This is a genomic window from Treponema sp. OMZ 857, from assembly GCF_024181085.1.
GTDB lineage: Bacteria > Spirochaetota > Spirochaetia > Treponematales > Treponemataceae > Treponema.
Genome location: NZ_CP051147.1, coordinates 800,191 through 823,954, shown reverse-complemented (window position 1 = coordinate 823,954; position 23,764 = coordinate 800,191). Strand labels below are relative to the sequence as shown.

General features: G+C 47.8%; 22 protein-coding genes. 9 read left to right on the top strand and 13 right to left on the bottom strand.

Features of this window, described 5'->3' with window-relative positions; genetic code table 11:
- The first annotated feature begins 12 nt into the window (after window positions 1-12).
- Window positions 13-1,152 (top strand): ABC transporter substrate-binding protein, encoded by a 1,140-nt coding sequence (locus E4N66_RS03840; protein WP_253729025.1) that lies wholly within the window; start codon window positions 13-15, stop codon window positions 1,150-1,152.
- 56 nt (window positions 1,153-1,208) lie between these two features.
- Here E4N66_RS03840 and E4N66_RS03835 read toward each other — a convergent pair whose 3' ends face one another.
- From E4N66_RS03835 to E4N66_RS03815, 5 genes are all read right to left on the bottom strand, one after another.
- Window positions 1,209-2,066, bottom strand: a complete 858-nt coding sequence (locus tag E4N66_RS03835; protein ID WP_253729024.1) for a class I SAM-dependent methyltransferase — start codon at window positions 2,064-2,066, stop codon at window positions 1,209-1,211.
- Window positions 2,067-2,247: 181 nt separating this feature from the next.
- Window positions 2,248-2,811, bottom strand: coding sequence for a rod-binding protein (locus E4N66_RS03830; RefSeq protein ID WP_253729023.1), 564 nt, complete (start codon window positions 2,809-2,811; stop codon window positions 2,248-2,250).
- A gap of 51 nt (window positions 2,812-2,862) precedes the next feature.
- A complete protein-coding gene (gene flgG / locus E4N66_RS03825; protein WP_016524140.1) occupies window positions 2,863-3,657 on the bottom strand; it encodes a flagellar basal-body rod protein FlgG in 795 nt (264 codons plus the stop codon).
- 15 nt (window positions 3,658-3,672) lie between these two features.
- Entirely contained in the window at window positions 3,673-4,488 is an 816-nt protein-coding gene (gene flgF / locus E4N66_RS03820) for a flagellar basal-body rod protein FlgF (RefSeq protein WP_006189071.1), read from the bottom strand.
- A 90-nt stretch (window positions 4,489-4,578) separates the two neighbouring features.
- Window positions 4,579-6,288 carry a DNA repair helicase XPB gene (locus tag E4N66_RS03815; protein WP_253729426.1) on the bottom strand — a complete coding sequence of 570 codons (1,710 nt, stop codon included), beginning with the start codon at window positions 6,286-6,288 and terminating at the stop codon, window positions 4,579-4,581.
- Between the two features lie 132 nt (window positions 6,289-6,420).
- Between E4N66_RS03815 and E4N66_RS03810 the strand changes: the two genes are divergently transcribed.
- The 4 genes from E4N66_RS03810 to E4N66_RS03795 are packed head-to-tail and all read left to right on the top strand — an operon-like array spanning window position 6,421 to window position 9,397.
- Entirely contained in the window at window positions 6,421-7,095 is a 675-nt protein-coding gene (locus E4N66_RS03810; protein WP_253729022.1) for a DUF969 domain-containing protein, read from the top strand.
- Window positions 7,088-8,086, top strand: a complete 999-nt coding sequence (locus tag E4N66_RS03805; protein ID WP_253729021.1) for a DUF979 domain-containing protein — start codon at window positions 7,088-7,090, stop codon at window positions 8,084-8,086. The genes E4N66_RS03810 and E4N66_RS03805 overlap by 8 nt, the downstream gene beginning before the upstream one ends.
- A gap of 8 nt (window positions 8,087-8,094) precedes the next feature.
- On the top strand, window positions 8,095-8,748 hold the full coding sequence (gene pcp / locus E4N66_RS03800; RefSeq protein WP_371922458.1) for a pyroglutamyl-peptidase I: 654 nt from the start codon (window positions 8,095-8,097) through the stop codon (window positions 8,746-8,748).
- A 13-nt stretch (window positions 8,749-8,761) separates the two neighbouring features.
- Entirely contained in the window at window positions 8,762-9,397 is a 636-nt protein-coding gene (locus E4N66_RS03795; RefSeq protein ID WP_253729019.1) for a PrsW family glutamic-type intramembrane protease, read from the top strand.
- Here the strand turns inward: E4N66_RS03795 and E4N66_RS03790 are convergent.
- The 4 genes from E4N66_RS03790 to E4N66_RS03775 form a co-directional block, all read right to left on the bottom strand.
- Window positions 9,378-11,219: a hypothetical protein gene (locus E4N66_RS03790; protein WP_253729018.1), complete on the bottom strand. Its 1,842-nt coding sequence runs from the start codon at window positions 11,217-11,219 to the stop codon at window positions 9,378-9,380. The genes E4N66_RS03795 and E4N66_RS03790 overlap by 20 nt on opposite strands.
- Entirely contained in the window at window positions 11,216-12,040 is an 825-nt protein-coding gene (locus tag E4N66_RS03785; RefSeq protein ID WP_253729017.1) for a 16S rRNA (uracil(1498)-N(3))-methyltransferase, read from the bottom strand. The genes E4N66_RS03790 and E4N66_RS03785 overlap by 4 nt, the downstream gene beginning before the upstream one ends.
- Window positions 12,041-12,056: 16 nt before the next feature.
- A complete protein-coding gene (locus tag E4N66_RS03780) occupies window positions 12,057-13,079 on the bottom strand; it encodes a calcium/sodium antiporter (protein ID WP_253729016.1) in 1,023 nt (340 codons plus the stop codon).
- A 110-nt stretch (window positions 13,080-13,189) separates the two neighbouring features.
- On the bottom strand, window positions 13,190-14,566 hold the full coding sequence (locus E4N66_RS03775; RefSeq protein WP_253729015.1) for an aldehyde dehydrogenase: 1,377 nt from the start codon (window positions 14,564-14,566) through the stop codon (window positions 13,190-13,192).
- A 218-nt stretch (window positions 14,567-14,784) separates the two neighbouring features.
- Between E4N66_RS03775 and E4N66_RS03770 the strand changes: the two genes are divergently transcribed.
- Genes E4N66_RS03770 through acrA form a run of 3 tightly spaced genes read left to right on the top strand, consistent with a single transcriptional unit; the run spans window position 14,785 to window position 17,897 of the window.
- The gene (locus tag E4N66_RS03770; RefSeq protein WP_253729014.1) at window positions 14,785-15,957 is read left to right on the top strand and encodes an acyl-CoA dehydrogenase; all 1,173 of its coding nucleotides are present in this window, start codon (window positions 14,785-14,787) and stop codon (window positions 15,955-15,957) included.
- A gap of 15 nt (window positions 15,958-15,972) precedes the next feature.
- Window positions 15,973-16,773: an acryloyl-CoA reductase electron transfer subunit gamma gene (gene acrB / locus E4N66_RS03765; protein WP_044015488.1), complete on the top strand. Its 801-nt coding sequence runs from the start codon at window positions 15,973-15,975 to the stop codon at window positions 16,771-16,773.
- Between the two features lie 20 nt (window positions 16,774-16,793).
- Window positions 16,794-17,897, top strand: coding sequence for an acryloyl-CoA reductase electron transfer subunit beta (gene acrA / locus E4N66_RS03760; protein ID WP_016518421.1), 1,104 nt, complete (start codon window positions 16,794-16,796; stop codon window positions 17,895-17,897).
- Window positions 17,898-18,108: 211 nt separating this feature from the next.
- On the opposite strand, the gene E4N66_RS03755 is transcribed toward acrA, so the two are convergent.
- Together E4N66_RS03755 and E4N66_RS03750 are read right to left on the bottom strand one after the other, a co-directional pair.
- Window positions 18,109-18,360, bottom strand: a complete 252-nt coding sequence (locus tag E4N66_RS03755; protein ID WP_212565530.1) for a hypothetical protein — start codon at window positions 18,358-18,360, stop codon at window positions 18,109-18,111.
- A 114-nt stretch (window positions 18,361-18,474) separates the two neighbouring features.
- Entirely contained in the window at window positions 18,475-18,993 is a 519-nt protein-coding gene (locus E4N66_RS03750; protein ID WP_253729013.1) for a hypothetical protein, read from the bottom strand.
- Window positions 18,994-19,255: 262 nt separating this feature from the next.
- On the opposite strand from E4N66_RS03750, the gene E4N66_RS03745 reads away from it, so the two are divergent.
- Window positions 19,256-22,015 (top strand): PD-(D/E)XK nuclease family protein, encoded by a 2,760-nt coding sequence (locus E4N66_RS03745; RefSeq protein WP_253729012.1) that lies wholly within the window; start codon window positions 19,256-19,258, stop codon window positions 22,013-22,015.
- A 105-nt stretch (window positions 22,016-22,120) separates the two neighbouring features.
- Here E4N66_RS03745 and E4N66_RS03740 read toward each other — a convergent pair whose 3' ends face one another.
- Both E4N66_RS03740 and E4N66_RS03735 read right to left on the bottom strand, forming a co-directional pair.
- Entirely contained in the window at window positions 22,121-22,615 is a 495-nt protein-coding gene (locus E4N66_RS03740) for a flavodoxin domain-containing protein (RefSeq protein WP_044015479.1), read from the bottom strand.
- Between the two features lie 103 nt (window positions 22,616-22,718).
- Window positions 22,719-23,543, bottom strand: a complete 825-nt coding sequence (locus E4N66_RS03735) for an SDR family NAD(P)-dependent oxidoreductase (protein ID WP_253729011.1) — start codon at window positions 23,541-23,543, stop codon at window positions 22,719-22,721.
- Window positions 23,544-23,764 lie beyond the last annotated feature (221 nt).

Here is a 23,764-nt window from a genome sequence, read left to right as displayed (position 1 = left end):
GGAGTGTAAGGTATGAAAAAACTACTAATAACAGTATTGTTTTTTTCTATTGTGTTGGGCGGTGTCTACGGCGCCGGTAAAAAAGATGAACCGGCAAAGACAGCCGGAACCGCGGCGGTAAGTGCTGCAGAAGGAACTCATACGGTTGTGGACTTTAAGGGAAATTCGGTAGAGGTTCCCAATAAGATCGAACGAATCGTTGTATTAGGTCCACTGCCGGCACCGACGGTTCTAACCGTATTTCAGCAAGGTAAAACGAGTAACATTGTCGGTGTATCCCCCGATTCCGTCAATGGGGCAAAGTACAGCATATTTTCGAAATATGCCCCGGACTTCCAAAATATTTCCTCTGCGTTTTATACCGGCGGAAAGCTCAACTTGGAAGAGCTGATTAAGCTCAAGCCGGATGTTGTCTTTTATATGGATGCATCGGTTGCCGCACCGCTCCAGCAAGCCGGGATTGCTGCTGTAGCCTTAGCACATCCGAGTACCGGATGGGATGCAAGCCCGCTTGTAACCCTTAAATCGTGGATGGATACGATGGCTCAAACACTGCAAATGGAAAGCCCTGCTCAACAGATTATTGCCTACGGCGAACAAGTTGAAAAGGAAATTAAAGCTCGAATTGAAAAGCATCCGCTCCCCTCTCCGAATAAGATTCTGTTTATCAGTAAGTATTCGGACACAACTATCGCCTCTGCCGGAAAAAAATCGTTCGGGCAATACTGGGCAAACTTGCTGGGCGGAATAAACCTTGGAGGGAAGGCAACTCAGGGAGCTATCAATATGGAACAAATATATGAATGGCAGCCTGATCAGGTCTTTATCTTAACCTTTTCCGATAAGACACCGGATAATTTATACAACAACACTGCAGCTCCCGGACATGATTGGAGCGGTATAAATGCAGTTAAAAACCGGCAAGTCTTTAAGTTTCCGTTTGGAATGCACCGCTGGTGGCCGCCCACAACCGATACTCCGCTTGCTATGTGGTGGTTTGCAAAAACAGCCCGACCCGACCTTTTCGGCGATATCGATATGAATCAAAAAATAAAAGAATATTATAAACAATTCTATAATATGACGCTTACCGATGCTGATGTAGAATGGATTTTGCATCCCCGTGCAGAGGCAAAACGGCAGTATTTTTAATTCAGTAGTACGGATCGTTTAATCCCCCTGCATTCCGTGTCGGGGGATATTGAGGTCTACACCGAAACGGTGAGCGCAGGGGAATAAGCCTTCACTCCAAATACCGCAAGCCTATTATTCAGCCGCTTGAACTTAGGCAGATTACCGAATAGCCAGCCGCGGAATGTGTATTTGCTCATTTCCAGATTAAAGCTTTCTTCTTTAAGCAGCTTCAGCTTTGGGCACAGCTCTTCAAGCTCAGTACCGTTATCGATTCCCCATCGGAATACCGCACCGGTATGTTTAACGGTATCATGGTGCTTCGAAAATCCTGTTGCGGCTCTGCACATCAATTCAGTGATAATCCGTGCACCGGGAAAAGAGTCTGCAATGATGTCAAAGGTCTTTTTAACCTCGGCTTCCGTCAGATACATGAGAAGCCCTTCTATTATGATCAATACATAAGAGGGTTCCTTGTAGTTACCGAAACTCTTTACCGCAGAAACCCAAGAATTATCAAGTACGGATCCGGTAATCATCTTTCTCCGGTCGGTATCGGAGAAAAACTGCTGCCGTACCGCCATGCTGTCGGCAAGGTCAAGATCGAACCAGCGGATAGTTCCGTTATCGACACGGGAGAATCGGTCATCAAGTCCACATGCAAGATTCAGTACAGTACAATCAGGATGCGCTGCAATAAAAGAGGCGGCTTCCCGGTCAAACATAATCGTGCGCGCAATAACTCCCTCATGGCTCATAAATTTGTCGTATTTTGAAGTATCGCACTGCAAGGTCTCAAGAATTTTTACAGCGGTATAATCTTTAATCCTCGCATTTTTCCGCTGAGTCTCAGTTGCTTTTATCGTAACCGGTATCAGCATCGTCTCTTGTATAGCACCTAATTGCAGAGGCGGAGTATGCTTTTGTTCATTCATCATCATATCCTTTTATAGTTTTGAGAGATGTCCTATAGATAGGCATTCGTGTATCTAAAAATATCAGTTATCCTATGCTAACTTTTTATCAATGTCAAGAATAAAAAAATGCCGATTAATTCGTTTCTGAATTAACCGGCGTTTCAAGGCTTTAACAAGAATTGCTGGGACAGAGATTTCCTTACGCTTGCCCGTTCAGCTGTAAGTATATTTGATCGGCAAGACCGAGCCCCGCATTTTTGGTCATCGTGCGGGACAGCTCTTCGTACATCATGTCGTCGTACATTTGGCCGGCAAAGCTTTCTTTTCCGGCAAGAGTATTTTTGCCTAAGGTGCTCCGCATAGAGTCGAGCATTATTTTGACAAAATAGGATTCAAGTTCAAGCGCTTGCTGATACAGTTGGGAGGTTTTATCGATAATGCTGGCCTTTGTACCGGAGTGCTGTGCCGCGGAAACGGCGCCCATTCCCTTAGGCTGCGCCGCACGGTCTGCATCAGTAGGATTGACGATTTCAAATGAGCTTAAATACTCGCCCGGCAGCCGCGTCGAGAGGTTCGGATGAGCGGCTTCCTGCGCCGTAGAAAAGCGGGCGGATTCGGTTTTTAAAGAATCGAGCAACTGAGAAAAGCTCTGTGTGTTTTTTGCAGTGTGTTTGTTTGCAGGGCGAGCCTCCGGCGCCTGTGAAGTATTCCGTGCTGCCGACTGCTGCTGCGCCGTACAGGTATGCTTTACTGATTCAATCATCAAATCCGCTCCTTCAAGATCAACTATTCAAAATTTTGCACAAAAGAAATACTATCGCTTGAGGCCGACGGCAGTGCCGAGCATATTATCGCTGGTTTGGATCGCCTTTGAGTTAAACTCGTAGGCGCGCTGTGCGACAATCATGTTGACCATTTCGCTGACGGTAGAGACGTTCGACATTTCCAAAAATTTATGTTCGGTTTTGCCGAAGCCGTTAAAGCCCGGGCGGCCTGCGATGGCCTGACCCGATGCCGGAGTTTGGCGAAACAAGTTGCTTCCTTGAGCGGAAAGCCCGACCGGATTCTGGAATCGATACAGCTCAATCTGACCTACTTCTACTGGATCATCCTGCTCCCCTACCCGCACCGACACCCGGCCGTCTTGGCTGATTGCAATCGTATGCGGAAGATAGTTTTCCGGGAAAATAATTTCCGGCAAACAGCGGAGTCCGTTTGAGGTTACCAACTGCCGATCGGCATCGATTTTAAAGGAACCGTCCCGTGTATAGGCATAGGTGCCGTCATATTGCAGTACACGGAAAAATCCCTCTCCTGCAATTGCCACATCGGTAGAAACGCCTGTGTTCTGCAGCGAGCCTTGTTCAAAATTCCGCTGCGTTGCGGCGAGCTTTGCACCGTGCCCCATCTCCACACCGACGGGCGTAATCGTATCTTCGGTTGCAGGCGTTCCCGCTGCCCGTATTGTCTGATACAGCAGGTCTTCAAACTCCGCCCGCTGCTTTTTAAAACCGCTTGTATTTACGTTTGCAAGGTTGTTTGCAACCGTATCGATATTTGCTTGCTGACTGTTCATGCCGGTTGCGGCTGTCCATAAACTTCTTACCATCTTTTATCTCCTACGCTATTTTACCTTAGCAACCTCATTCCAGAGCTTACTCATCATCGTATCTTCGGATTGAATTGTTTTTTGATTTGCTTCATACGCACGGTTCACCTCGATCATCCGCACCATTTCGTTGACTACCTTAATATTTGAGGCTTCAACAAAACCCTGCACCACAACGGGACGGTCGCCGCCTTCCGCAGCGATTGCAGGCCCCGACACCGGCGTGTCGAGATAAAAACTTGAGCCGTGTTTTTTCAGATACCGGTCATTTTCAAAGGTAACGATTTTAAGCCGGTCGGCGAGCGTGGAATCCGAATCAGGTTCGGTCATCGGCCGCGCATAAACCTCTCCGTTCTGATTCACTTTGTATTCTTGATCCTGTAAAAAAATACGGCCGTTTTCCCCAAGAACGGGATAACCTTCTTTGGTCATCAGATAACCTTCGACGCCGACGGTAAAGTTTCCGTTGCGGGTATACCGTTCGCCGTAAGGGGTTTCTACACAGAAAAATCCTTTGCCTTCAAGCGCGAGATCTGAGGCGGTATTGGTCTGTTTTAAGGAACCTTGTTCAAATTCGGTAAAGATTTCGTTCAGCTCCACCCCAAGGCCGAGCTTTCCGATAATGGGCGCAACATCGGAAGAACCGAAGGGATTTTTAACCACGCCGTCATCATTTAAGCGCCGTATCAGCAATTCGGGAAAATTTTTATGGGTCGCAACGTCCCGTTTATAGCTTGTCGTATCGGCATTTGCTAAATTCTGAGCGATAACGTCCAACTGTTTTTGCTGAGCGTTCATACCGCTTGCCGCAGTGTACCAACCTCTAATCATAAGAACCTCTCTGCGCCCTCCCCAAACGATTATTTTTGGAGAGGTACCTCTACTCAATATCGGCAAAAGAGAAAAAATATGAAGAGGTTTTTATTGGAGACTCCTACACGGTAGAGCCGTATCGGCAGCAAGATCTGCGTCGGTGATAAGCGAATAGGCATAGCCTTGTTCCGCAAGAAATTTTTGGCGGTGGTCGGCGCATTCTTCTTCGACCGAATGGCGCGTTACGAGCGTGTAAAAAAACGAATCCCGCTCTTTCGGGCGGAGAATACGGCCGAGCCGCTGCGCTTCTTCCTGCCTGCTTCCGAAGGTACCGGAAATTTGGATGGCCACCGAAGCGTCCGGTAAATCGATAGCGAAATTCGCCACCTTAGACACAACCAGCACGGAAATATCCCCCGCTCTAAACGCATCGTATAAAACTTCCCGTTCGGCATTCGGCGTTTTGCCGGTGATGAGCGGCGCATGTACCGCATCGGCTATTCTTTTCAGCTGCGTAATGTATTGCCCGATAATCAAAATTTGGTCGTCAGTATGTCGCGCAAGCAGCTGCCTGACAATATCGTTCTTTGCTTCGTTCTCGCTCGCAATCCGGTGCTTTTCGCGCAAAGGCGCAGCAGCGTATTCAATCTCCTTAGAGACCGGCAGCGGTATGCGTATTTCCGTGCAATAGGCATGAGCAATCCAGCCCTTTTCTTCGAGTTCCTTCCATGGCACGTCATAGCGTTTAGGGCCGACAAGGCTGAATACATCCCCTTCGCAGCCGTCCTCCCTTATAAGCGTTGCGGTTAAGCCGAGCCGCCTAATCACCTGCAACTCTGCGGTAATGCGGAATACCGGAGCCGGGAGCAGATGGACTTCGTCATAGATAATCAACCCCCAGTTGCGTTCGCGGAACAGCTTGAAATGCGGAAACTCCGCTTCGATGTCGGGACGCCATGTTAAAATCTGATAGGTTGCGACGGTAACCGGCTTAATCTCCTTGGTTTCGCTTGAATAAATACCGATGCTGTTGGGATCCAGTTCGGTTTTATCGATTAACTCGCGCTTCCATTGATGTACCGCGGCGGTGTTAGTAGTCAGAATGAGCGTATCGGTGTTCAGCATGGACATGACCAGCATACCGACAATCGTTTTGCCCGCCCCGCACGGCAGTACAATCGTACCGAAGCCCGTTCCCGGCCCCTTGTTGCCGGTAAATGCTTCCGCCGCTTCCCGCTGATAGTCGCGGATGATAAAATCTTTTCCTTTTTTTGTCTGCGTTCGTAACGCTACCGTAAGCGGCGCTCCGTCCTTGAGCGGCACCTCATCGCGCACCGGCCACCCCATCTTTAGTAGCGCCTGTTTTACCGTACCGCGGTTCAAGAGTGCAATTAAAAACGAAAGCGGTTTTTCCGCAGCAATCAGATATTTTGTAAGCTTAGGAGACGCTTTTAATTCCTGATATATCCGATCATTTTCCGCCGTCAAATACAAAAACGAATCATCTTCACACTCGGTTAGTTTAATCTTTCCGTACCTGCTGAACGTTTCTTCCACCCAACCGAGTACGGCAGGGGGAATATCAAAACGGGAAAACCGCTTGAGCGTTTCCGTAATTTTTTCGGCAGTAAAGCCTGCGCTTGCGGCATTCCATAAAGATAAGCCGGTCAAACGGTAGGTATGCAAGTGTTCGGGAGATTTTTCAAGTTCTGCAAAGGGGATAAGTGCAAAGCGCGCATCCGTTGCTTCCGGCGCATGAACGTCGAGTAATATAGAGCGGTCGCCTTGAATGATAAGCGGTTTTAATGAAGCGGACATAACGGATAATTTTACGCTATCCTTCACGTTTAGTCAAATCGGTCTTTTGAAAATATTGGTTTATCACGCAAATAGACAGCAGGCTGTAAGTTTGATAAAATGTGTTCAACAAAAGTTTTTATAGGAGATGATATGAACTATTTTGTTCTCATCGGCATTGCGATTATCATCGTCGGTTTTATTTTAAAACTTGACGTTGTCGCAGTCGTATTAATTTCCGGTCTCGTTACCGGATTAATTGCAAAAATGGGACTGGTTGAAGTGCTCAATGCAATTGGAACGGGATTTGTCAATAACCGTTATATGAGCTTATTTTTTATTTCGTTCCCTGTTATCGCCATTATGGAACGCTACGGTTTAAAATTGCGTGCGGCGGAATGTATCAAAAAGATTAAGGGTGCAAGCGCCGGTATGGTTATTTGGCTCTACATTGTAATCAGAACGATTGCTTCCGCTTTTTCAATTCGGTTGGGCGGGCATGTTCAGTTTATCCGTCCGCTCATTTTGCCGATGGCTGAGGGAGCCGCACGAAAGAGTATCAAACTGACTGACGAAGATATTGAAAAAATCAAAGGACTTGCCGGCGCTTCCGAAAACTACGGAAACTTCTTCGGGCAAAACATATTTCCCGTTGCATCCGGGGTTCTGTTGATTACCGGTACACTGAAGGAACAAGGAGTCGACATCAGCAATATCGATGTCGCAAAGTATTCCATTTTAGCGGGCGTTGCGATGGTGCTCATCGCGCTTGTCCAGTGTTGGTTATTCGAAAAGCATTTAAGAAAAGGAGAGAAGCGCGATGTTTAGTTTTATCCATTCTCACAGCATGATTATCGATGAAATTATCTACGGCCTCTGCGGTCTTGTTTCCATTATCACCGCATTCATCTCCTTAAAAGATAAAAAGAATCCTATCGGAACATTCTTGTTCTGGGGTATCTTAGGTTTGTTGTTCATGTTCGGCAAAGTCATTGTACTGAACATTCCGAACGGCGGAGCCATTATCGGCGGATTATTAATTCTGCTCGGTATCCTCACACTGACAAAACAAGTAAAGGTCGCAAACATCCCGACAGCCGAAAAAGAAGAGGTAGAAAAAAATTCGCAAAAGGTCGGCAATAAGATTTTTATTCCGGCAGTTTTAATCGGCGTTGTAGCAATGCTATTGGCGCAGGTCAAAAGTTTTAATATTTCGCTTGGAACCAATGCTGCCGGTAAGGCAATCATCTTCGGTTTTTCGACCGCGCAGGTTGTCGGCGCTGCATCGATTATTGCGTTGATTTTCGCGGTATTGTTGGCAAAACCGACATTGAAAAATACCGTCAACGATACTTCAAAAATGCTGATGCAAGTCGGCTCCTCCAGCTTACTCCCACAATTACTCGGCGTTTTAGGAGCGATATTCGCAACTGCCGGTATCGGTAAAATCATCGGTCAATTTGCAAGCGGTATTGTACCGCAAGGAGTACCCATTCTCGGTGTTATCGCATACTGCCTCGGTATGGTAATCTTTACGATGATTATGGGTAACGCATTTGCCGCCTTTACCGTCATTACCATCGGCGTCGGCGTTCCCTTTGTTATTATGCAAGGCGGAAATCCGGCAGTTGTCGGTGCACTCGGTATGACCTGCGGATACTGCGGCACACTTTTAACGCCAATGGCGGCGAACTTCAACATCGTTCCCGCAGCAATTTTGGAAACCGAAAATAAATACACGCTTATTAAAACGCAAGCTTTTATGTCGGTTGCCTTGATCATCGTGCACATCATCTTGATGTCAATCTTCGCCTTTTAGGAGCCATGATGAAAATTTTAGTTACCGGATTTGATCCCTTCGGCGGAGAAAAAATCAACCCCGCCCTGGAAACAATTAAACGATTGCTTGATACCATTTTAGGCGCGCAGATTATCAAACTCGAAATTCCGACTGTCGTAGGAAAATCTTTAGCAAAGATAAAAGAAGCGGTTGAAAAAGAAAATCCAGATGTAGTGTTAAGCATCGGACAGGCAGGCGGCAGATCTGAAATTACCGTAGAAAGAATCGGTATCAACATCGACGATTGCCGCATCCCCGATAACGAAGGGAATCAACCGATCGATGAACCAGTGGTAAAAGGCGGCCCCGCTGCATATTTTGTTACCGTTCCGATAAAGGCTATCGTTGAAAACATAAAAGCGCATAAGATTCCCGCTTCAATTTCCAACACGGCAGGTACTTTTATCTGCAACCATGTCTGTTACGGTGTCGCGCACCTTGCGGCGCAAAGGACGGCGGCGGGGAAACCGATGAAAAGCGGCTTTATCCATATTCCGTTCCTGCCCGAACAGGTAATCGGGAAACCGGCGCTTACCCCCTCGATGAGCTTGGAAACAATTGTCAGCGGCATTACCCACGCGCTTGAAGCCATCGTCGAACACGGTTCCGACATAAAGGTCTCGGGCGGAAAGATATGCTAGCGGTTCGTACGGCATGAGTATTATCGGGCTGCTGATAACCGCATTTTTGCCGGCATCGGCAGCAGTCTGTATTGCAATAAAAAAACACGTTCCCGTTTATGCGCTTGCCGCCGTATTCTTTGCAGCGGCAGCGTCACTGCTTCCGGCGCTTGCGCTCCAGCATAGTGTGCATATTTTTTTAGATGCCGGTATTGCAAAACAATCGGAAGCGGTGCGGCTCCTGTTTAACAGCTTTATTACGGCAGCCTTGATAGAAGAAACCGTTAAAGCAGCGGCATTCGGTTTAACGGCCGCTATGGTTTTAAAAAAAAGATTCGGGATTACACAGAGTATGCTGCTTGGCGTATTCTTCGGCTTTGTCTTTAGCGGTTTTGAAAATATCTCGTATAGTTTGCGGTATTCCAACGTACAGTTTCTCCGGCTTGTTACCGCCGCCTTATTACACGGGACGCTCGGCTGTTTTTATGCATCGATGGCATACAAAAACACAAAGCGGAAAGCTGCGTTCGTTTTTCTCGCAGCGGTTGTTCTCCACGGGCTTTATAACTTTTTTATTTCGCTGGGCGGCGGCTTCATTCTCCCTGCAGCGGCAGTGCTCGGCATTGCCTGCTTATATGCAGTACAGCTTGTTACGCCTTCGCGTCCTTAATTATGAACCTCGAAAAACCGCAGTTTTTAGAGGTTTCCTTAAGTCTGAATATCAACTCTACTTCAAGATCGGAAGCCTTATAATGCCAAAAGATGATATCCGAAGTTTGCTCCACCGATACGGGACTGAGTTGATAGAGTTTATACAGAAACGAATTTGCATTCAGCGGCTCTTGTCGTAAATCCATCGTAATCTCGTACAGCTGCGTTTCCGTCTTCCGGCACAGAAAATAAGCGGTCTCATTCAGCTCGGCGCCGTTAGCCGTAAAGCGGCGGTCTGCTCCATACAAGAACGAACCGTTTGCGGCGGGAGCGGAACAAAATGTATAAACCAAATCGTCTTTAATTTCCTTACCGTTTATCCGCAACCGAATAAGCTCCGCCGCAGCCCCTTGTGCAAGTGCAGTGGGAGTATTTGCCGTATTGTCTGCGCCGGTATTTCCAGCAGTACCGGCAGCATTGTTTCCATTGGTTTCCGCACCGGTATTTCCGGTTGATGCAGTTGCTTTCTGTACAGCCTGACCGGTTTGTGTATTCTCTTTTTGAGCGGTTTGCGCTTGCAGTTTTTCCAGTTCGCTTAAAATCTTTGTTAAAACGGCGCCGCCCGTATCGGTTTGCAAACCGCTTACATTGCCCAAACCTGTATTGCCGCCTAATCCCGCATCAGTGCCGAGCAAATTATTGAGCAGCGTCAGGTTGCCGCTGTTCTGGCTTAATGCCGCCAGCGTTTTAGCGTTGAGTCCGTTTAGCGCCGTTGATTTTTTTATATCGCTTTTACCGGAATTACCGGAAGCGGCAGCGGCGTTACCTGTCTGTTTGCCTTTCGCCCCTGCTGCGGACGATGGGGTGCGTTTTTGTTGCAAAAACGCCGGAGGCTGAATAACGGGAGGTGCAGGCGGCCGAGTAATACCTCCGCCGATAGTAACTTCAGGAATATCCGGTATCGCAGGTATTTGCATTTGCCCGGCTCCGGTATTATCCGCAGCGAGGGGAGAAAGCAGCCGCAGCAAAAAGAAAAAACAAAAGATAAACGGCGTTACGGGCATCTTTGCAAGCGTGTCTTCCAACTCGCTGAGCCGCGCTTGCAAGCTGACAATCGTGCGCTCAATTCGGCGCTTTTCATTTTCCAACTTACGCCGCGGGTCTTCATCCTGCGGTTTATTTTTTACACTGTCGCGCACAAACGCAGGACTGTGCTTTTGTAAAAAAAGATCCTCTGCTGCGGCGCGTTTATCGGGATTTGCAATATTCGCAACCACCTTCATCGCTTCATAGCCGAGTTCCGGCTTTACATCGAACGCATGTATTTTCTCAATCGTCGCAGCGGAGGCGCGCGGCAGGCACAGCACACGGTCGATATAATCTTCGTAGCGGACACCGGCTTGCTTACAGAGCACCCGCGCCTTACTCAAAAGCCTACCGAGTTCCTTCATCAGCTTGCCGTCCTCCGCCATGATGGTCGTCCTGATTGTATCCGTCAGTTCGAGCAGTTCAGGCGATTCTTCCATAGCGATTTTATACAGCCCCTTCTCCTCCGCCTTTTGCAGCAGCCGGTGAAAATAGCTCCAAAACCGCTGCGTATGTACACGGCCGGAACGGGTGCCGTCCAGCTCGCAGAGCCGATGATGCGTATATTCGTGAATAGCGGTGTACAGCAGTTCGTTATCGACGGAAAAGTTTTTATTGTGCAGCAGAATCTCGTGTGTGTCGCTTTTATACAGCCCATTGACTTTCTTGCTCGCCTTGCCGGTAAACGTTACCGAAAATTCAAGCCCCGACTCTTCAATCTGCAATAATATCTCTTTTACCTGATCCTGATTCATCGCGCTCCTCTCATATCCCATGCGCCGGATAAAGCAAGGCACACTGCAACAGCGGAAGTAACGGCAGTTTCCGTACGCAAAATTCTCCGCCCCATAGTATAGGCAGTGAACTGCTTTTTTGCAAACAGCAGCCGTTCGTTCAGACTCCAGCCCCGCTCATTCCCGACAGCAAGCCACAGCGTTTGTTTCCCGTCCCATTGCAACTGTGGCAGCGGATACATCGCAGGGGCGCAGAGTGTGTCGCTTTGTTCACTATGCGCGTGTTCAATTTGAAAAGGAACATCGAGCACCGCTCGCAGATGATCCGGACAGATATCATCCTCATACCGGTCGAAAAAATGCCGTACACTATAGGCTCGATACACTTTCGGAATATGAGTATCCCCTGCCTGACTGCATCCGTCAATCAGCAGCCGCTCTATCTCCGTTTCCGCAGCGATATCCGCCTGTAGATAGGATTTTTCCCCCAGCTCGGTACCAGTCAGATACAGCGCTTCAATTCCAAGCCCTGCGACATCACGCAAAATACGGCGCAGCTGAATAGGACGCGGAAATCCGAGTATCAGTCTGATGGGCGGCAACGCGGAAACATCGTCTCCTCCTTCCGCATCCTCCGATGAAGTAAACCGTGCAGTCAACAACTCATCGGAAAAGGAAGTAATTTCCGCCGTTCCTTTTGCGCTGTCAATGATCCCCGCCTTGAATACTGAACCCACGCCCAGCTTCAGCACTTTTTTGATATGTAAAAAGCGTTCATCAGTTTTGGCAAAAGAAAAATTCCCGTCTGAAAGTTCTTCCTCTCGTAATAAAATGATATTCATGGCAGCCTTGCCGCCCTTAACCCGTGATATGTCTTAATGTAAAATTGAGAACAATGTATGCGGCATAAAAGATAAACAGAAACGCACCTTGCATTCGGGTTATGACGCTGCGCTGACGTGTTGAACAAAAACGGAAGATACCAAGCACCAGCAGCATAGTCGGGAATTGCAGATAATAAAAATCTACCGGCACACGGATACCGGCGGGAGTTACCGCAGCCGCTACACCCAATACGAAGAGAACGTTCAAGATATCCGCTCCGATGATGTTGCCCGCTGCGAGTTCTCCGTGCCCTTTCCGAACGGCAGTAATTGCAGTTACCAATTCGGGCACGCTCGTACCGAACGCAACCAAAGTTGCCGCGATAATACTCTGCGGAATACCGATCTTTATAGCGGAAACTTCTACCGCAGGGATCAGTATCTTAGACGAGAGCACAACCACCGCGATTCCTACAGCCAGCCACACAAGCAGCAGCCACAGCGGTTTTTGATTTTCTTCTGCCGTATCCTGTTCGCTCTCTTCCATAGATTCTTTTGCCCAACGGAATGATATATACATATAACACGCAAGCAGCACGACAAAAATCCAACCCATCCACTGATAGATTTTTCCCTCCCTGCCCGGAGAAAAGAAGGGAAGCGAAACAAGCGTCAACAGCAACGCTGCTGCAAATTGCACGGTACCCTGCCGGTGAATAAGCCGTTTATCGACCGGCACCGTACCAAGCATCGCGGCAAGTCCGATAATGAGAGCCGTATCCGCAATAATCGAGCCGATAGCATTCCCAAGCGCAAGCTCCGCATTTCCTTTAATTGCCGCTAATGTAGACACCGACGCCTCGGGCAGAGTCGTACCAAGACTTACAATCGTTGCGCCGATCACCATCTTGGGCATTCCCCATTTAAGCGAAAGGGCAACCGCACTGTCTACCAGCCAATCCGCACCCTTACTCAGCGTAAATAAACTTGCGACAAGCACAATCAACGATATCACAACCGATGAATTCATTAAAAAATCATGTAAGAGCGCGTCCATATAAACCTCGTAAAATATCAGCAACCGGAATATCTGGAAATATACCGGTTTAGGCAAAATCACGCAAGACAGCTTGCGGGGCACAGCCGGATACACCGTCCGGTATGCACCTACATAAACTTTTTAACGAGGTTGAAATTTTTCTCGCTGTAGGGATGATAGCGCATCGGTAAGTCTACCAGCAGGGATTTTTTCATTACGCTCTTTTCGTGGCTGAATGTGTAAAAGCTTTGTTTTCCGTGGTAATTCCCCATACCGCTTGTTCCGACGCCGCCGAAGGGCATATACGGTGTCGCAAGATGCACGATGGTGTCGTTAATGCACCCGCCGCCGAACGATACTTCCGATAAAATCTTCCGCTCTACGGCAGCATCTTTAGTAAAGAGATAGAGGGCAAGCGGCTTCGGGCGGGCACAGATTTGGTCGACAGCCCACTGCAAATCGGTAAACGGGATGAGCGGCAAGATGGGGCCGAAAATTTCTTCCTGCATAACCGGCGATTCAAAGCTGATATTGTCCAACACCGTCAGCGGTATAAAACGCCCATGGGCATCCTTGTCTCCGCCGATAACAGCCGTTTCTCCTTCCATTAAATGTGAGAGCCGTTCAAAATGCTTGTCGTTGACAATCCGCGTCATATTGCATGAGGCATACGCGTCTGTCGGTAAAAATTCACGAAGGACAGCCTTGCACTGTTCGATAAACGCTTCTTTTACTGATGTGTGAATCAACACATAGTCAGGAGCAACGCAGGTTTGTCCGCCATTCAGTATCTTGCCGAAAAGGATACGCCGGGCAGCCGCTTTTATATCGGCGGTTTTATCGATGATACAGGGGGACTTGCCGCCGAGCTCCAGCGTTACCGGCGTCAGGTTCCGTGCGGCGGCCTCCATAACAAGCTTACCGACTACCGTACCGCCGGTAAAGAAAATGTAATCGAACTTTTGCTCCAAAAGCCCGGCGTTCTCTTCTCGCCCGCCGGTTACAACCGTAACAAAGCCCGGATCAAAGGTTTCCGCAATCAAATCGGCGATTACTTTTGAGGTTTCGGGAGTATAATTCGACGGCTTTATCACCGCGCAGTTTCCTGCGGCAATCGCACCGGCAAGCGGCGTCAGCGTTAAATTGACGGGATAGTTCCACGGCGACATAATCAGCACGGTGCCGTACGGTTCGTAATAAATCGTACTCGACGCTAAAAAATGACTGAGCGGCGTGCGCGCCCGTTTCGGCTTCATCAATTTTTTCAAATGTTTCGATAGAAAGCGAACTTCCTCCTGCACCATACCGATTTCCGTAAGGTAAGTTTCCATCGGCGCCTTGTGTAAATCCTTATAGAGCGCATCGCTTATCCGCTGCTCATACGCGTGAACGGCGGCTCCAAGCTTACGAAGCTGTTCGGCACGGAATTGATATGATTTTGTCGCATTTGATGCAAAAAAGGCCGAAGTATTCCGCGCCAGCGCGGCTATGGCTATTCTTGTCATATAATCATTCTCCCCTGGCGCAAAGGATCAAGAGAAAAAAAGTATGATAAAATACGATTCTTCCTCTATCCATTTCGCCGGTTTGCTGATATAATCTATCTATAAAAATACTACTATATATGTACTTGGACACAACAACGAAGATTATTATACTATAGAAAAGCCTCTATATAAAGTAGAGATTTTTAATAAAATTCAATAAACGAAGGAGATTCAACATGGATTTTACGTTGAGCAGAGAACAGCTCATGGCGCAGCAGCTGTTTCGCGATTTTGCGCAAAACGAAGTAAAACCGCTCGCTGCCGAAGTCGACGAAGAGGAAAAATTTCCTGAAGAGAATGTCAAAAAGATGGCAAAGCTGGGATTCTTCGGTATTCCCGTTCCGAAACAGTACGGCGGACAGGGTGCTGATGTTTTAACCTATGCCATGTGCGTAGAAGAAATGAGTAAGGTGTGCGGTACCACCGGCGTTATCATTTCCGCACATACGTCACTTTGTATCGATCCGATTTTACACTTCGGAACGGAAGCACAGAAGATGAAGTATGTTCCGGATCTTGCCTCCGGTAAAAAGATCGGTGCATTCGGTTTAACAGAACCGGGAGCCGGTACCGATGCTCAAGGACAGCAGACCACTGCAGTACTCGACGGTGACCACTGGGTACTCAACGGCAGTAAAATCTTTATCACCAATGCGGGCTATGCCGACGTCTTTATCGTTATCGCGGTAACCGGCACGGTAAAAGATAAAAAAGGCCGCTCCGTAAAAGAAATCAGCGCATTTATCGTAGAGCGCGGTTTCCCCGGATTCTCCATCGGTAAGCATGAAAAGAAAATGGGTATCCGCGGTTCTTCAACCTGCGAATTGGTCTTTGAAGACTGTATCGTACCGAAAGAAAACCTCCTCGGCGTACAGGGACGCGGCTTCATTATCGCGATGACAACCCTTGACGGCGGACGTATCGGTATTGCAGCACAGGCACTCGGTCTTGCAGAAGGTGCTATCGAAGAAACCATCAAATATACAAAAGAGCGTGTCCAGTTCGGAAAGCGCATCAGCCAGCAGCAGAACACCCAGTTCCAGCTCGCAGATATGGCAGCCCGCACACAAAGTGCGCAATATCTTGTCTATGCAGCAGCATGCAAAAAACAGGCAGCCAACGAAAACCCCAATATCCGGTATTCTGTGGAAGCGGCAATGGCAAAGCTCGTTGCAGCTGAGGTCGCAAGCGATGTAACCCGCCGCTGTTTACAGCTCTTCGGCGGATACGGCTATACCCGCGACTACCCGATCGAGCGGATGATGCGCGACGCAAAGATTACGGAAATTTACGAAGGCACGAGCGAAGTTCAGCGCATGGTTATTGCCGCAAACCTCGGCGTCAATTAAGGAGGACAAGAACAGATGAAAGCTATTGTTTGTGTAAAACAAGTTCCCGATACATCCGGAAAAGTTGCCGTCAAAGAAAACGGGCAGCTTGACCGCGCTTCGATGATGACCATCACCAACCCCGATGACTTAAACGCGATTGAAGCGGCGCTGCAGCTGAAAGATCAAACCGGCTGTGAAGTTGTCGCTATTTCGATGGGCCCCCCCCCTGCAGAAAGCATGCTCCGTGAGCTGTTGGCGCGCGGCGTTGACAAGGCGGTACTGGTTTCCAGCCGTGAGTTCGGCGGAAGCGACACGTATGCTACCAGCCAGATTTTGGCAGCAGCAGTACGCCGCGTCGGTGTCGGGCCGGAAGACGTTGTATTCTGCGGCCGTCAGGCAATCGACGGCGATACCGCACAGGTAGGTCCGCAGATCGCTGAAAAACTCGAACTGCCGCAGATCACCTACGCAGCTGATATTAAAAAAGAAGGCAACGCGCTGATAGTAAAGCGTATGCTCGAAGACGGCTACATGATGCTCAAGGTAAAGACACCCTGTCTTATCACCTGTATCAAAGAGCTGAACGAACCGCGCTATATGAGCGTCAGCGGTATTATGGAATGCTACTCAAAGCCGTATGAGGTATACAATTACGAAACCTTGAAGGACGACCCGCTCATCGATAAAGACACGATCGGTTTGGAAGGTTCTCCGACAAACGTATATAAGTCCTTTACCCCGCCGCAGAAGGGCGCCGGTACGATGATGGAAGGCGCCGACAAAGCCGCTTGTGAAAAGCTCGTCGGTATGCTGGCAGAAAAACATATCATTTAATGAAGGAGGAGAATGTACAAATGGCTTACGATAGCAAAGACACTGAAGCCTTCAAAGGCGTGTGGGTATTTTGTGAACAGCGCAACGGAGAAATCCTCAACACCTCGTTTGAATTATTGAGCGAAGGCCGGAAGCTCGCCGATGAATTAAAGGGCGAACTCTGCGGCGTTGTACTTGGGAAAGGTATTAAAGAAGATGCGTTAAAGAATCTCGGCGGTTACGGCGCTGATAAGGTATACTACTGCGAGCACGATCTTCTTGCCGATTATACAACCGATGCGTATACAAAAGTGATTACCGCATTGGTACAGGACAAAAAACCGGAAGTTTTCTTAATCGGTGCAACAACCATCGGACGCGACTTAGGACCCCGCTGTGCCGCACGGCTCCATACCGGATTGACCGCCGACACCACGCACCTCGATGTCGATACGGAAAAATACAAGGAATTCCTCCGCACCAGCTCGACGATGGATGTCGAAAAGACACCCTTTAAGGTAAATACCAACTTGAAGATGACCCGTCCGGCTTTCGGTGGTCACCTGATGGCAACGATTGTGTGTCCCCGCTTCCGCCCGCAGATTGCGACCGTGCGTCCCGGCGTTATGAAGAAGCAGGACTTTGATTCGGCAAAAGCGGCAAAGACCGTGATTGAAAAGCCGAAAGTTGAACTTTCCAAAGCCGATATCAGCGTCGATATCCTCGAAATCAAGAAAACCGCAAAGAATATCGTAGACTTGATCGGAGCAAATGTGGTTGTTTCCGTCGGCCGCGGTATCGGTAAAGATCCCAAAGCAGGTATCAAGCTTGCTGAGGATTTGGCTCAGGCGCTCGGCGGCGTTGTCGGGGCATCCCGTGCCGTTGTTGACTCCGGCTGGATGGATGCAAACCATCAGGTTGGACAGACCGGTAAAACCGTACATCCGCACATCTATGTGGCAGTCGGTATTTCCGGAGCAATTCAGCACCTTGCCGGTATGCAGGATTCCGAGTACATCATCGCGGTCAACAAGAACCCCGATGCGCCGATCTTCGGTGTAGCCGACTACGGTATTGCAGGAGACCTGTTCAAGGTACTTCCGATGCTGACCGAAGCGGTTAAAGCGGCAAAAGGCAGCCTGTAATTTTTAAGCTGTGATGCAAAAAAGCCTGTTTTTCCTTTGCGGAAGAACAGGCTTTTTTAGTCAACCTACTCAAAGCTTTATGCTAAAAATTCATCCGGCGTATACACGGGTATTTTTGACCCCAAAAAATCTTTTTTATTGCGTGTAATAATGCAATCTACCGACTCTTCTAATGCGCATTGATATTGCAAACCATCTTCAAAATTTTGTATCAAGTAAGACTTTCATATTTCGTAACCGCAAATTCTATAGCTTCTTGTTTATAATCAATATCCGGCGGTAGGCAACCTGCATACTGTATCAGGGCATCATAAGCTCTATTTTTTTCTTGCTGAGGTATTGTTACAATATGTTGTCTATTCGTTTTTTTCATTTTTACAAATAAATATTCAATATAATGCTGCACTTCCTGCTGCAGCTCCTTTGAAAGCATATTGTATTGCCGCATCATTATATCGTTCATAGAATGCTCCTTATCTATCCATCCCATAGCAGTATAGCACACTTTACCGTTTCATTAAACGCTGCGAGCTTGGTGGCGTTTGCAGCTACTGTGATGACAAGCGGCTGTTCTCGTTTACCGAAAATGCAGCATCACCATTTCCCCCTGCTGCAAGACGAATTGTTGACCGGTACACATAAACCTTAGTTCGTTGCCGTCCTTATTTTCAACAACGACCGTCACTTCCTTGTGCACCGGTATCGGCGTAGAAAATGACTCTCCTTTTTGCAATCGTATCGAAGAAACAGGCTTCATATCATTTTTTTGCTGATTTGCCGGTTCTGCACTATTCTTCCGCGGTTGTAACTGAATGTTTGAAAGATAATCGTATTCGGACGGAGATTCTCTTTGAGGATGCGACTCCGTTTTATCAAGAGTCCAATCCTTATTCAGTATTCTTGCATTTCTTGCAAAGGCTTCGGTTTTATCATGAGTATCCGTTTGAATGTCTCCAGCCGTTGAAACCGTTAAGTCAGCAACACCGGTTAATACGGTGATAGGAAAGTAAAGCGCTCCGGTAGTCGGGGTACTTGTGCATGACATCACACTGATGCACAATATGCAAAAATATAAATAACATCGTAAGTATTTCATATCTCAAACCTCCGTTTCTCGATATTTCCCGATAGTAGAGGAATATGAACCGTTCCTTATACCGTGTCAGTATATCATCAGAAGCGCATACGAACAAGAAACCTGCATTTAGCATAGTTTAAGCATAGTTTGAGAGATGCTCAATCCGATTTTTTTGTGTATAATACATTATTGAGCTTTCATCGTTGATAGAAACCAGATCATAGGCATCTCTAAAAAGTCGGTTAGATTTTTAGAGGTTTCACATATTTAAGAGGTTGTTATGCGCATCATATCCGGCTGTTCCACTATAGAAGACTGTATCCGCCGCTACGGTACGGACGCCCGCACGTGTTTTGTGTTTTCGTCACGGATTGCGGCTCGGCTTTGGATGCATCGTGCGCTTGCGTTGACCGGCCTTGCAGCAATTCCTGCTGAACTGTTTATTGCATGGGATGCCTTTAAGGCGGAGTGCTGTATCGCTCAAGCAGAAAATAAAAACCCGGTGTCTCAAATTATCCGCTTGCTCTTTGCGCATCATATTGCAGCCGACAATGCTGCGGCGGCAAAACCGTTTCTACAGAACATCATCCCTGCGGACTACGCAGCCGACGGCGCCATATTTGCACAATGGATTGCCGGTATTTTGCCGCAGTTGGATCACTGGGAAAAACGCGCGACGCAGCATAAAGCCGGTAAAGACGCCGAGTTCTCCGATTTACGGATTTTGAAAAAAGCGTATACGGAATTTTTGGATGCGCACCGGCTCTTTGAACCTTCGTGGGCAGGGGCGGAATTTATCCCGCATGCGCAACAGTACATTTTACTCTATCCCGAATTAATGGAAGATTTTGACGAATACCGCAGTCTATTGGAAGAACTGCCGGAACTGTCGATACTTCCCGCCCCTGCCTTTAAAGCGGAAACAACGCCGCTTATCCAATTCGGCACCATGCGGGAAGAAATCCGGTCAACCGCGCTCGCAGTTGAGCAGCTCTTGGCAACCGGAGTTCCCGCCGATGACATTGCGCTCAGTATTGCCGGTATTGAAGATACCGTACCGTATCTCAAACGGGAGTTTGCATTGCGGAATATCCCGGCGGAATTTCGGCTCGGCTTTAAACTCGGCGAACAGCAGGCGGGGCAGCTCTTTCCGTTGCTTGAACAGTGCGTACAGGAACATTACTCGTTTGAAAGCCTTAAACCGCTGCTGCTCAATCCTCATATTCCGTGGAAGCATCCCGCGCAGATACAAGCGCTCATCAATTTCGGCATAAAAAACAACTGTCTCGTTTCGTGGAAGGATGAAGGACACTATAAAAACGTCTGGAAGGAGGCGTTTAAACTCCCTATCCCGTATAATCCCCATAGCAGTGCTGAGGAAGAGCAAGCCGAAAAAGAGCAGGCAAAGGAATGGCTTCTCCCCTTTATGAAAGCTGCGGAGCGATTCGTGCAGGCTCAAAGCTTTTCCGAAATGAGGCGGCAGTACATCCTCTTTCGAGTGCAGTATCTGAATCCCGACGGCTTTTCAGCCGAAGACAATGCCGTCATCGGCCGCTGCATTACGCTGATGCAGGAATTGGTACAGCTTGAAGAAGATTTTGCCGACTGTCTGCCTGCACAACCTTATCGCTTTTTTACCGCTCAACTTGCCCGCGAAATCTATGTACCGCAAAATACCGGAAGAGCGGTCAGTATCTTTCCGTTTAGAGTCACGGCTGCAACGCCCTTTGCGCATCACTTTGTCCTCAACTGCAATCAAAAAGCAAGCAGGGTGATCTATCAAAAACTTCCCTTTTTACGGAAAGACAAACGGGAAGAACTCGGCGTTGTCGAAAAAGATGCAACGCAGGCCTTTTTTGCGGTGTATGCAATATATGGCACAGTGCGCTTTTCCGTTTCCGAACAAACCTTTTCGGGCTTTACCGTCAGCAATGGCATTTTTACCGCCTTTGCCTCCCGTCCCGACCTGAATGACAGCGACTCTCTTTTGCAGGAATATCGCTTCTTTAAACGGGACGAACCTGCGCCGGAAGCGCTGTATTCCGTACAAAAAGCGGGATTTGAACAATTCGCCGGTATTAAACAAGAGCGCGGCTTTTCCTTTTTAACCGAACCTTTTAACGGCAGCCTACCGGTACTTTCGGAAAAGCTCAAAGACGGGCACTACACGGACGGGGCGTTCCGCATCAGTCAAAGCGGCTTACATCTTTTTTCCGGCTGTCCGGCTCAATGGTTTTTGTCGTCGGCACTTTCCATCGACGAAGAAGACACTGATGCGGAACTTTTCAACCCGCGCTATATCGGTATCATTTGCCACCGTATTTTGGAGCGGCTCTATCAGCGTATACGGGAAAACGATAAGGTGTTTATCTCAGCGCATCTCGCCGATTATAAGGAGTGGGCTGAATCGATATTTAATGAGACCGTTCACAGCCAAACCGATTTTCGAGGGCCGCTTGCCGCGCCTTTTATCGAATCGATTAAAAAGCGCAGTTTAAAAAGCGTTGACTTTGTGCTTACGTTCGATGCGGAAAAACTGGACGGCTATACGCCGTATTTAATGGAAGGCGAGCTGCAGCACCGGAGCGGAGACATCCTCTATCACGGGCTCGTAGACCGCATCGCCTATCAGGAAGCTGAAGGCCGCGCCGTCATCCTTGATTATAAAACCGGCAAGGTTCCGTCCGCTACAGACTATACCTCGGGAGCTATGCGAGATTTCCAAATGCCGATGTACATCTTCCTTGCAGAAAATAGACTGAAACAGGAAGTGTTCCATGCTTTTTTTCTCGGTATTACGAAAGAAGAGAGAAAGTACATCGTCAACGATAAAGAGGTGATACCTCAGGATAGTTCCCGTTCTTCTAAAACGAGGGAAGAATTTGAACCGTCGATTCAGGCTTTTTTACAAATTGCTCAAGAATACGCGCAACAGGTCGGTATGGAAGACTTTAGAAAACCGGCAGCCGTACAATGGCAAGATTGTATGGGCTGCCCCTTTCACACTATTTGCAGAACAACCTTTACCGTTGGGGAATAAAAAAGCTTCCGGAAATATCTGAGAAACCTCAATGTATATTATTCCGGAAGCTTGTAATAGGCATCTCTATTCTGAAAGATGCGAAACAAATCTTACCAACAAAAGTTATTTTGCAAATACCGGCTGAACGGCTTTTACCCATTCGTCGATTTTTTCGTTCACTTTAGCATCGCCCTTGTCCAAGCACAGACCGAGCATTCTGCCGCCTCTTTCCATGCGGGAGAATTGGAAGTCATATCCGCAGGGGCATACATCGCCGACAAAGCGGGCGCCGCTGAAGCGGAGCTTATCATAGAAGTCCGCAGCTCCGGAGCAGAAACTGTCGGGATGGCGTTCCTGGCTTCCGACGCCGACAATCGCAACATTTTTTCCGGCAAAATCAACGGTGTGCAGCAGTTTTACTTTACCGCCCCAATCTTCCATTAATGCGCCGAAGAAATAGCTGGAGGACATCAGCACGACATTCTGATAGGCCGCTATCGCATCTACTTTCGTATCTTTCATATTGTGCACATCGGCTCCTAGCTTTTCTGCAATCTGCTTTGCAAAAGCTTCGGTTACGCCGCCTTTACTTGCATAAAAAATTCCTGTTTTGCTCATATAATACTCCTAATTGATGATATATTTATCATTGCTGATACATCAACTGTAGTTATAATATAATCATTCCCATAGAAAAATCAAGAATAATTCTTATTTTTCCTTAGCAGGCATAGAGCTTGCGAACAATAAACAGAGCTAAACGACGAGGCAGTAAACGGTATAGACTTATCAACAGAGCATAGGGTGCGTTATAGGGATGAAAGAAACCAATCCGCTTTTTATCCGCTAACAATGCAATAAAAGCACCGAGTTTATCTGCCGGTATGCCGTGCCGTTCATCACGCTCCATCTTTGCAATACTCTTTGTGATCCTTCCGGAATACACATCGTTACCGGTATTCGACTTATTACGGGCATCCGTAAACGGAGTCGCAACATCACCCGGCATAATAAGCGCACATTGTATACCAAACGGAAAGACTTCGGCGGCAAACGCCTCCAATAATTTTCCAAGTGCTGCTTTGGAAGCGGAATAAAAGGCCTGAAAGGGAATGGCAATTTCTCCCGCAACCGAACTCACCGCAAGAATCTTTCCGAAACCTTGCTTCCTCATGTATGAAGCTGCGACTTTCATCGTTAAAAAAGCGCCGAAAAAATTTACTTCCAGCTGTTTTTTTGCATCTTCAAGCGTCGTGAATTCAACGGCGCCCGAAATACCGAAACCGGCAGCACAGACACAGACATCCAATCGAGCTTCCCGTTCCCATATCTCGGCAAAAACCTTGGTCAAAGCACATTCATCCGTCACATCAGCTGAAAAATGTCCTCCGCATTTAGGCATATAACCATCGAGTCCCCTTCGGCTCACCGTATACACGGCATAGCCCCTATCGCTCAAAGCTTTTGCCGTTTCCAAACCGATTCCGCTTGTGCCTCCGGTTACCACCGCAATTATTTTTACCTTTTTTTCATGTTCCGTATTCATAGTACCTCATATTATCGGGTTTTATGTGAAATAATACACAAAAAATCTACACGGAGAAACAGCTTTTGCTATAAAAAGACTTGACAAAAAAGATGAGGATGATAGTATGGCAAGTACGGTGTAGGAGTGCCGGTCATATAGAGAGCTTACTAGCGGATAGGAAAATATTTCGCTATGAACATATCCCTTGGCAAGAGTATCGGCCGATATTCTTTGAATCT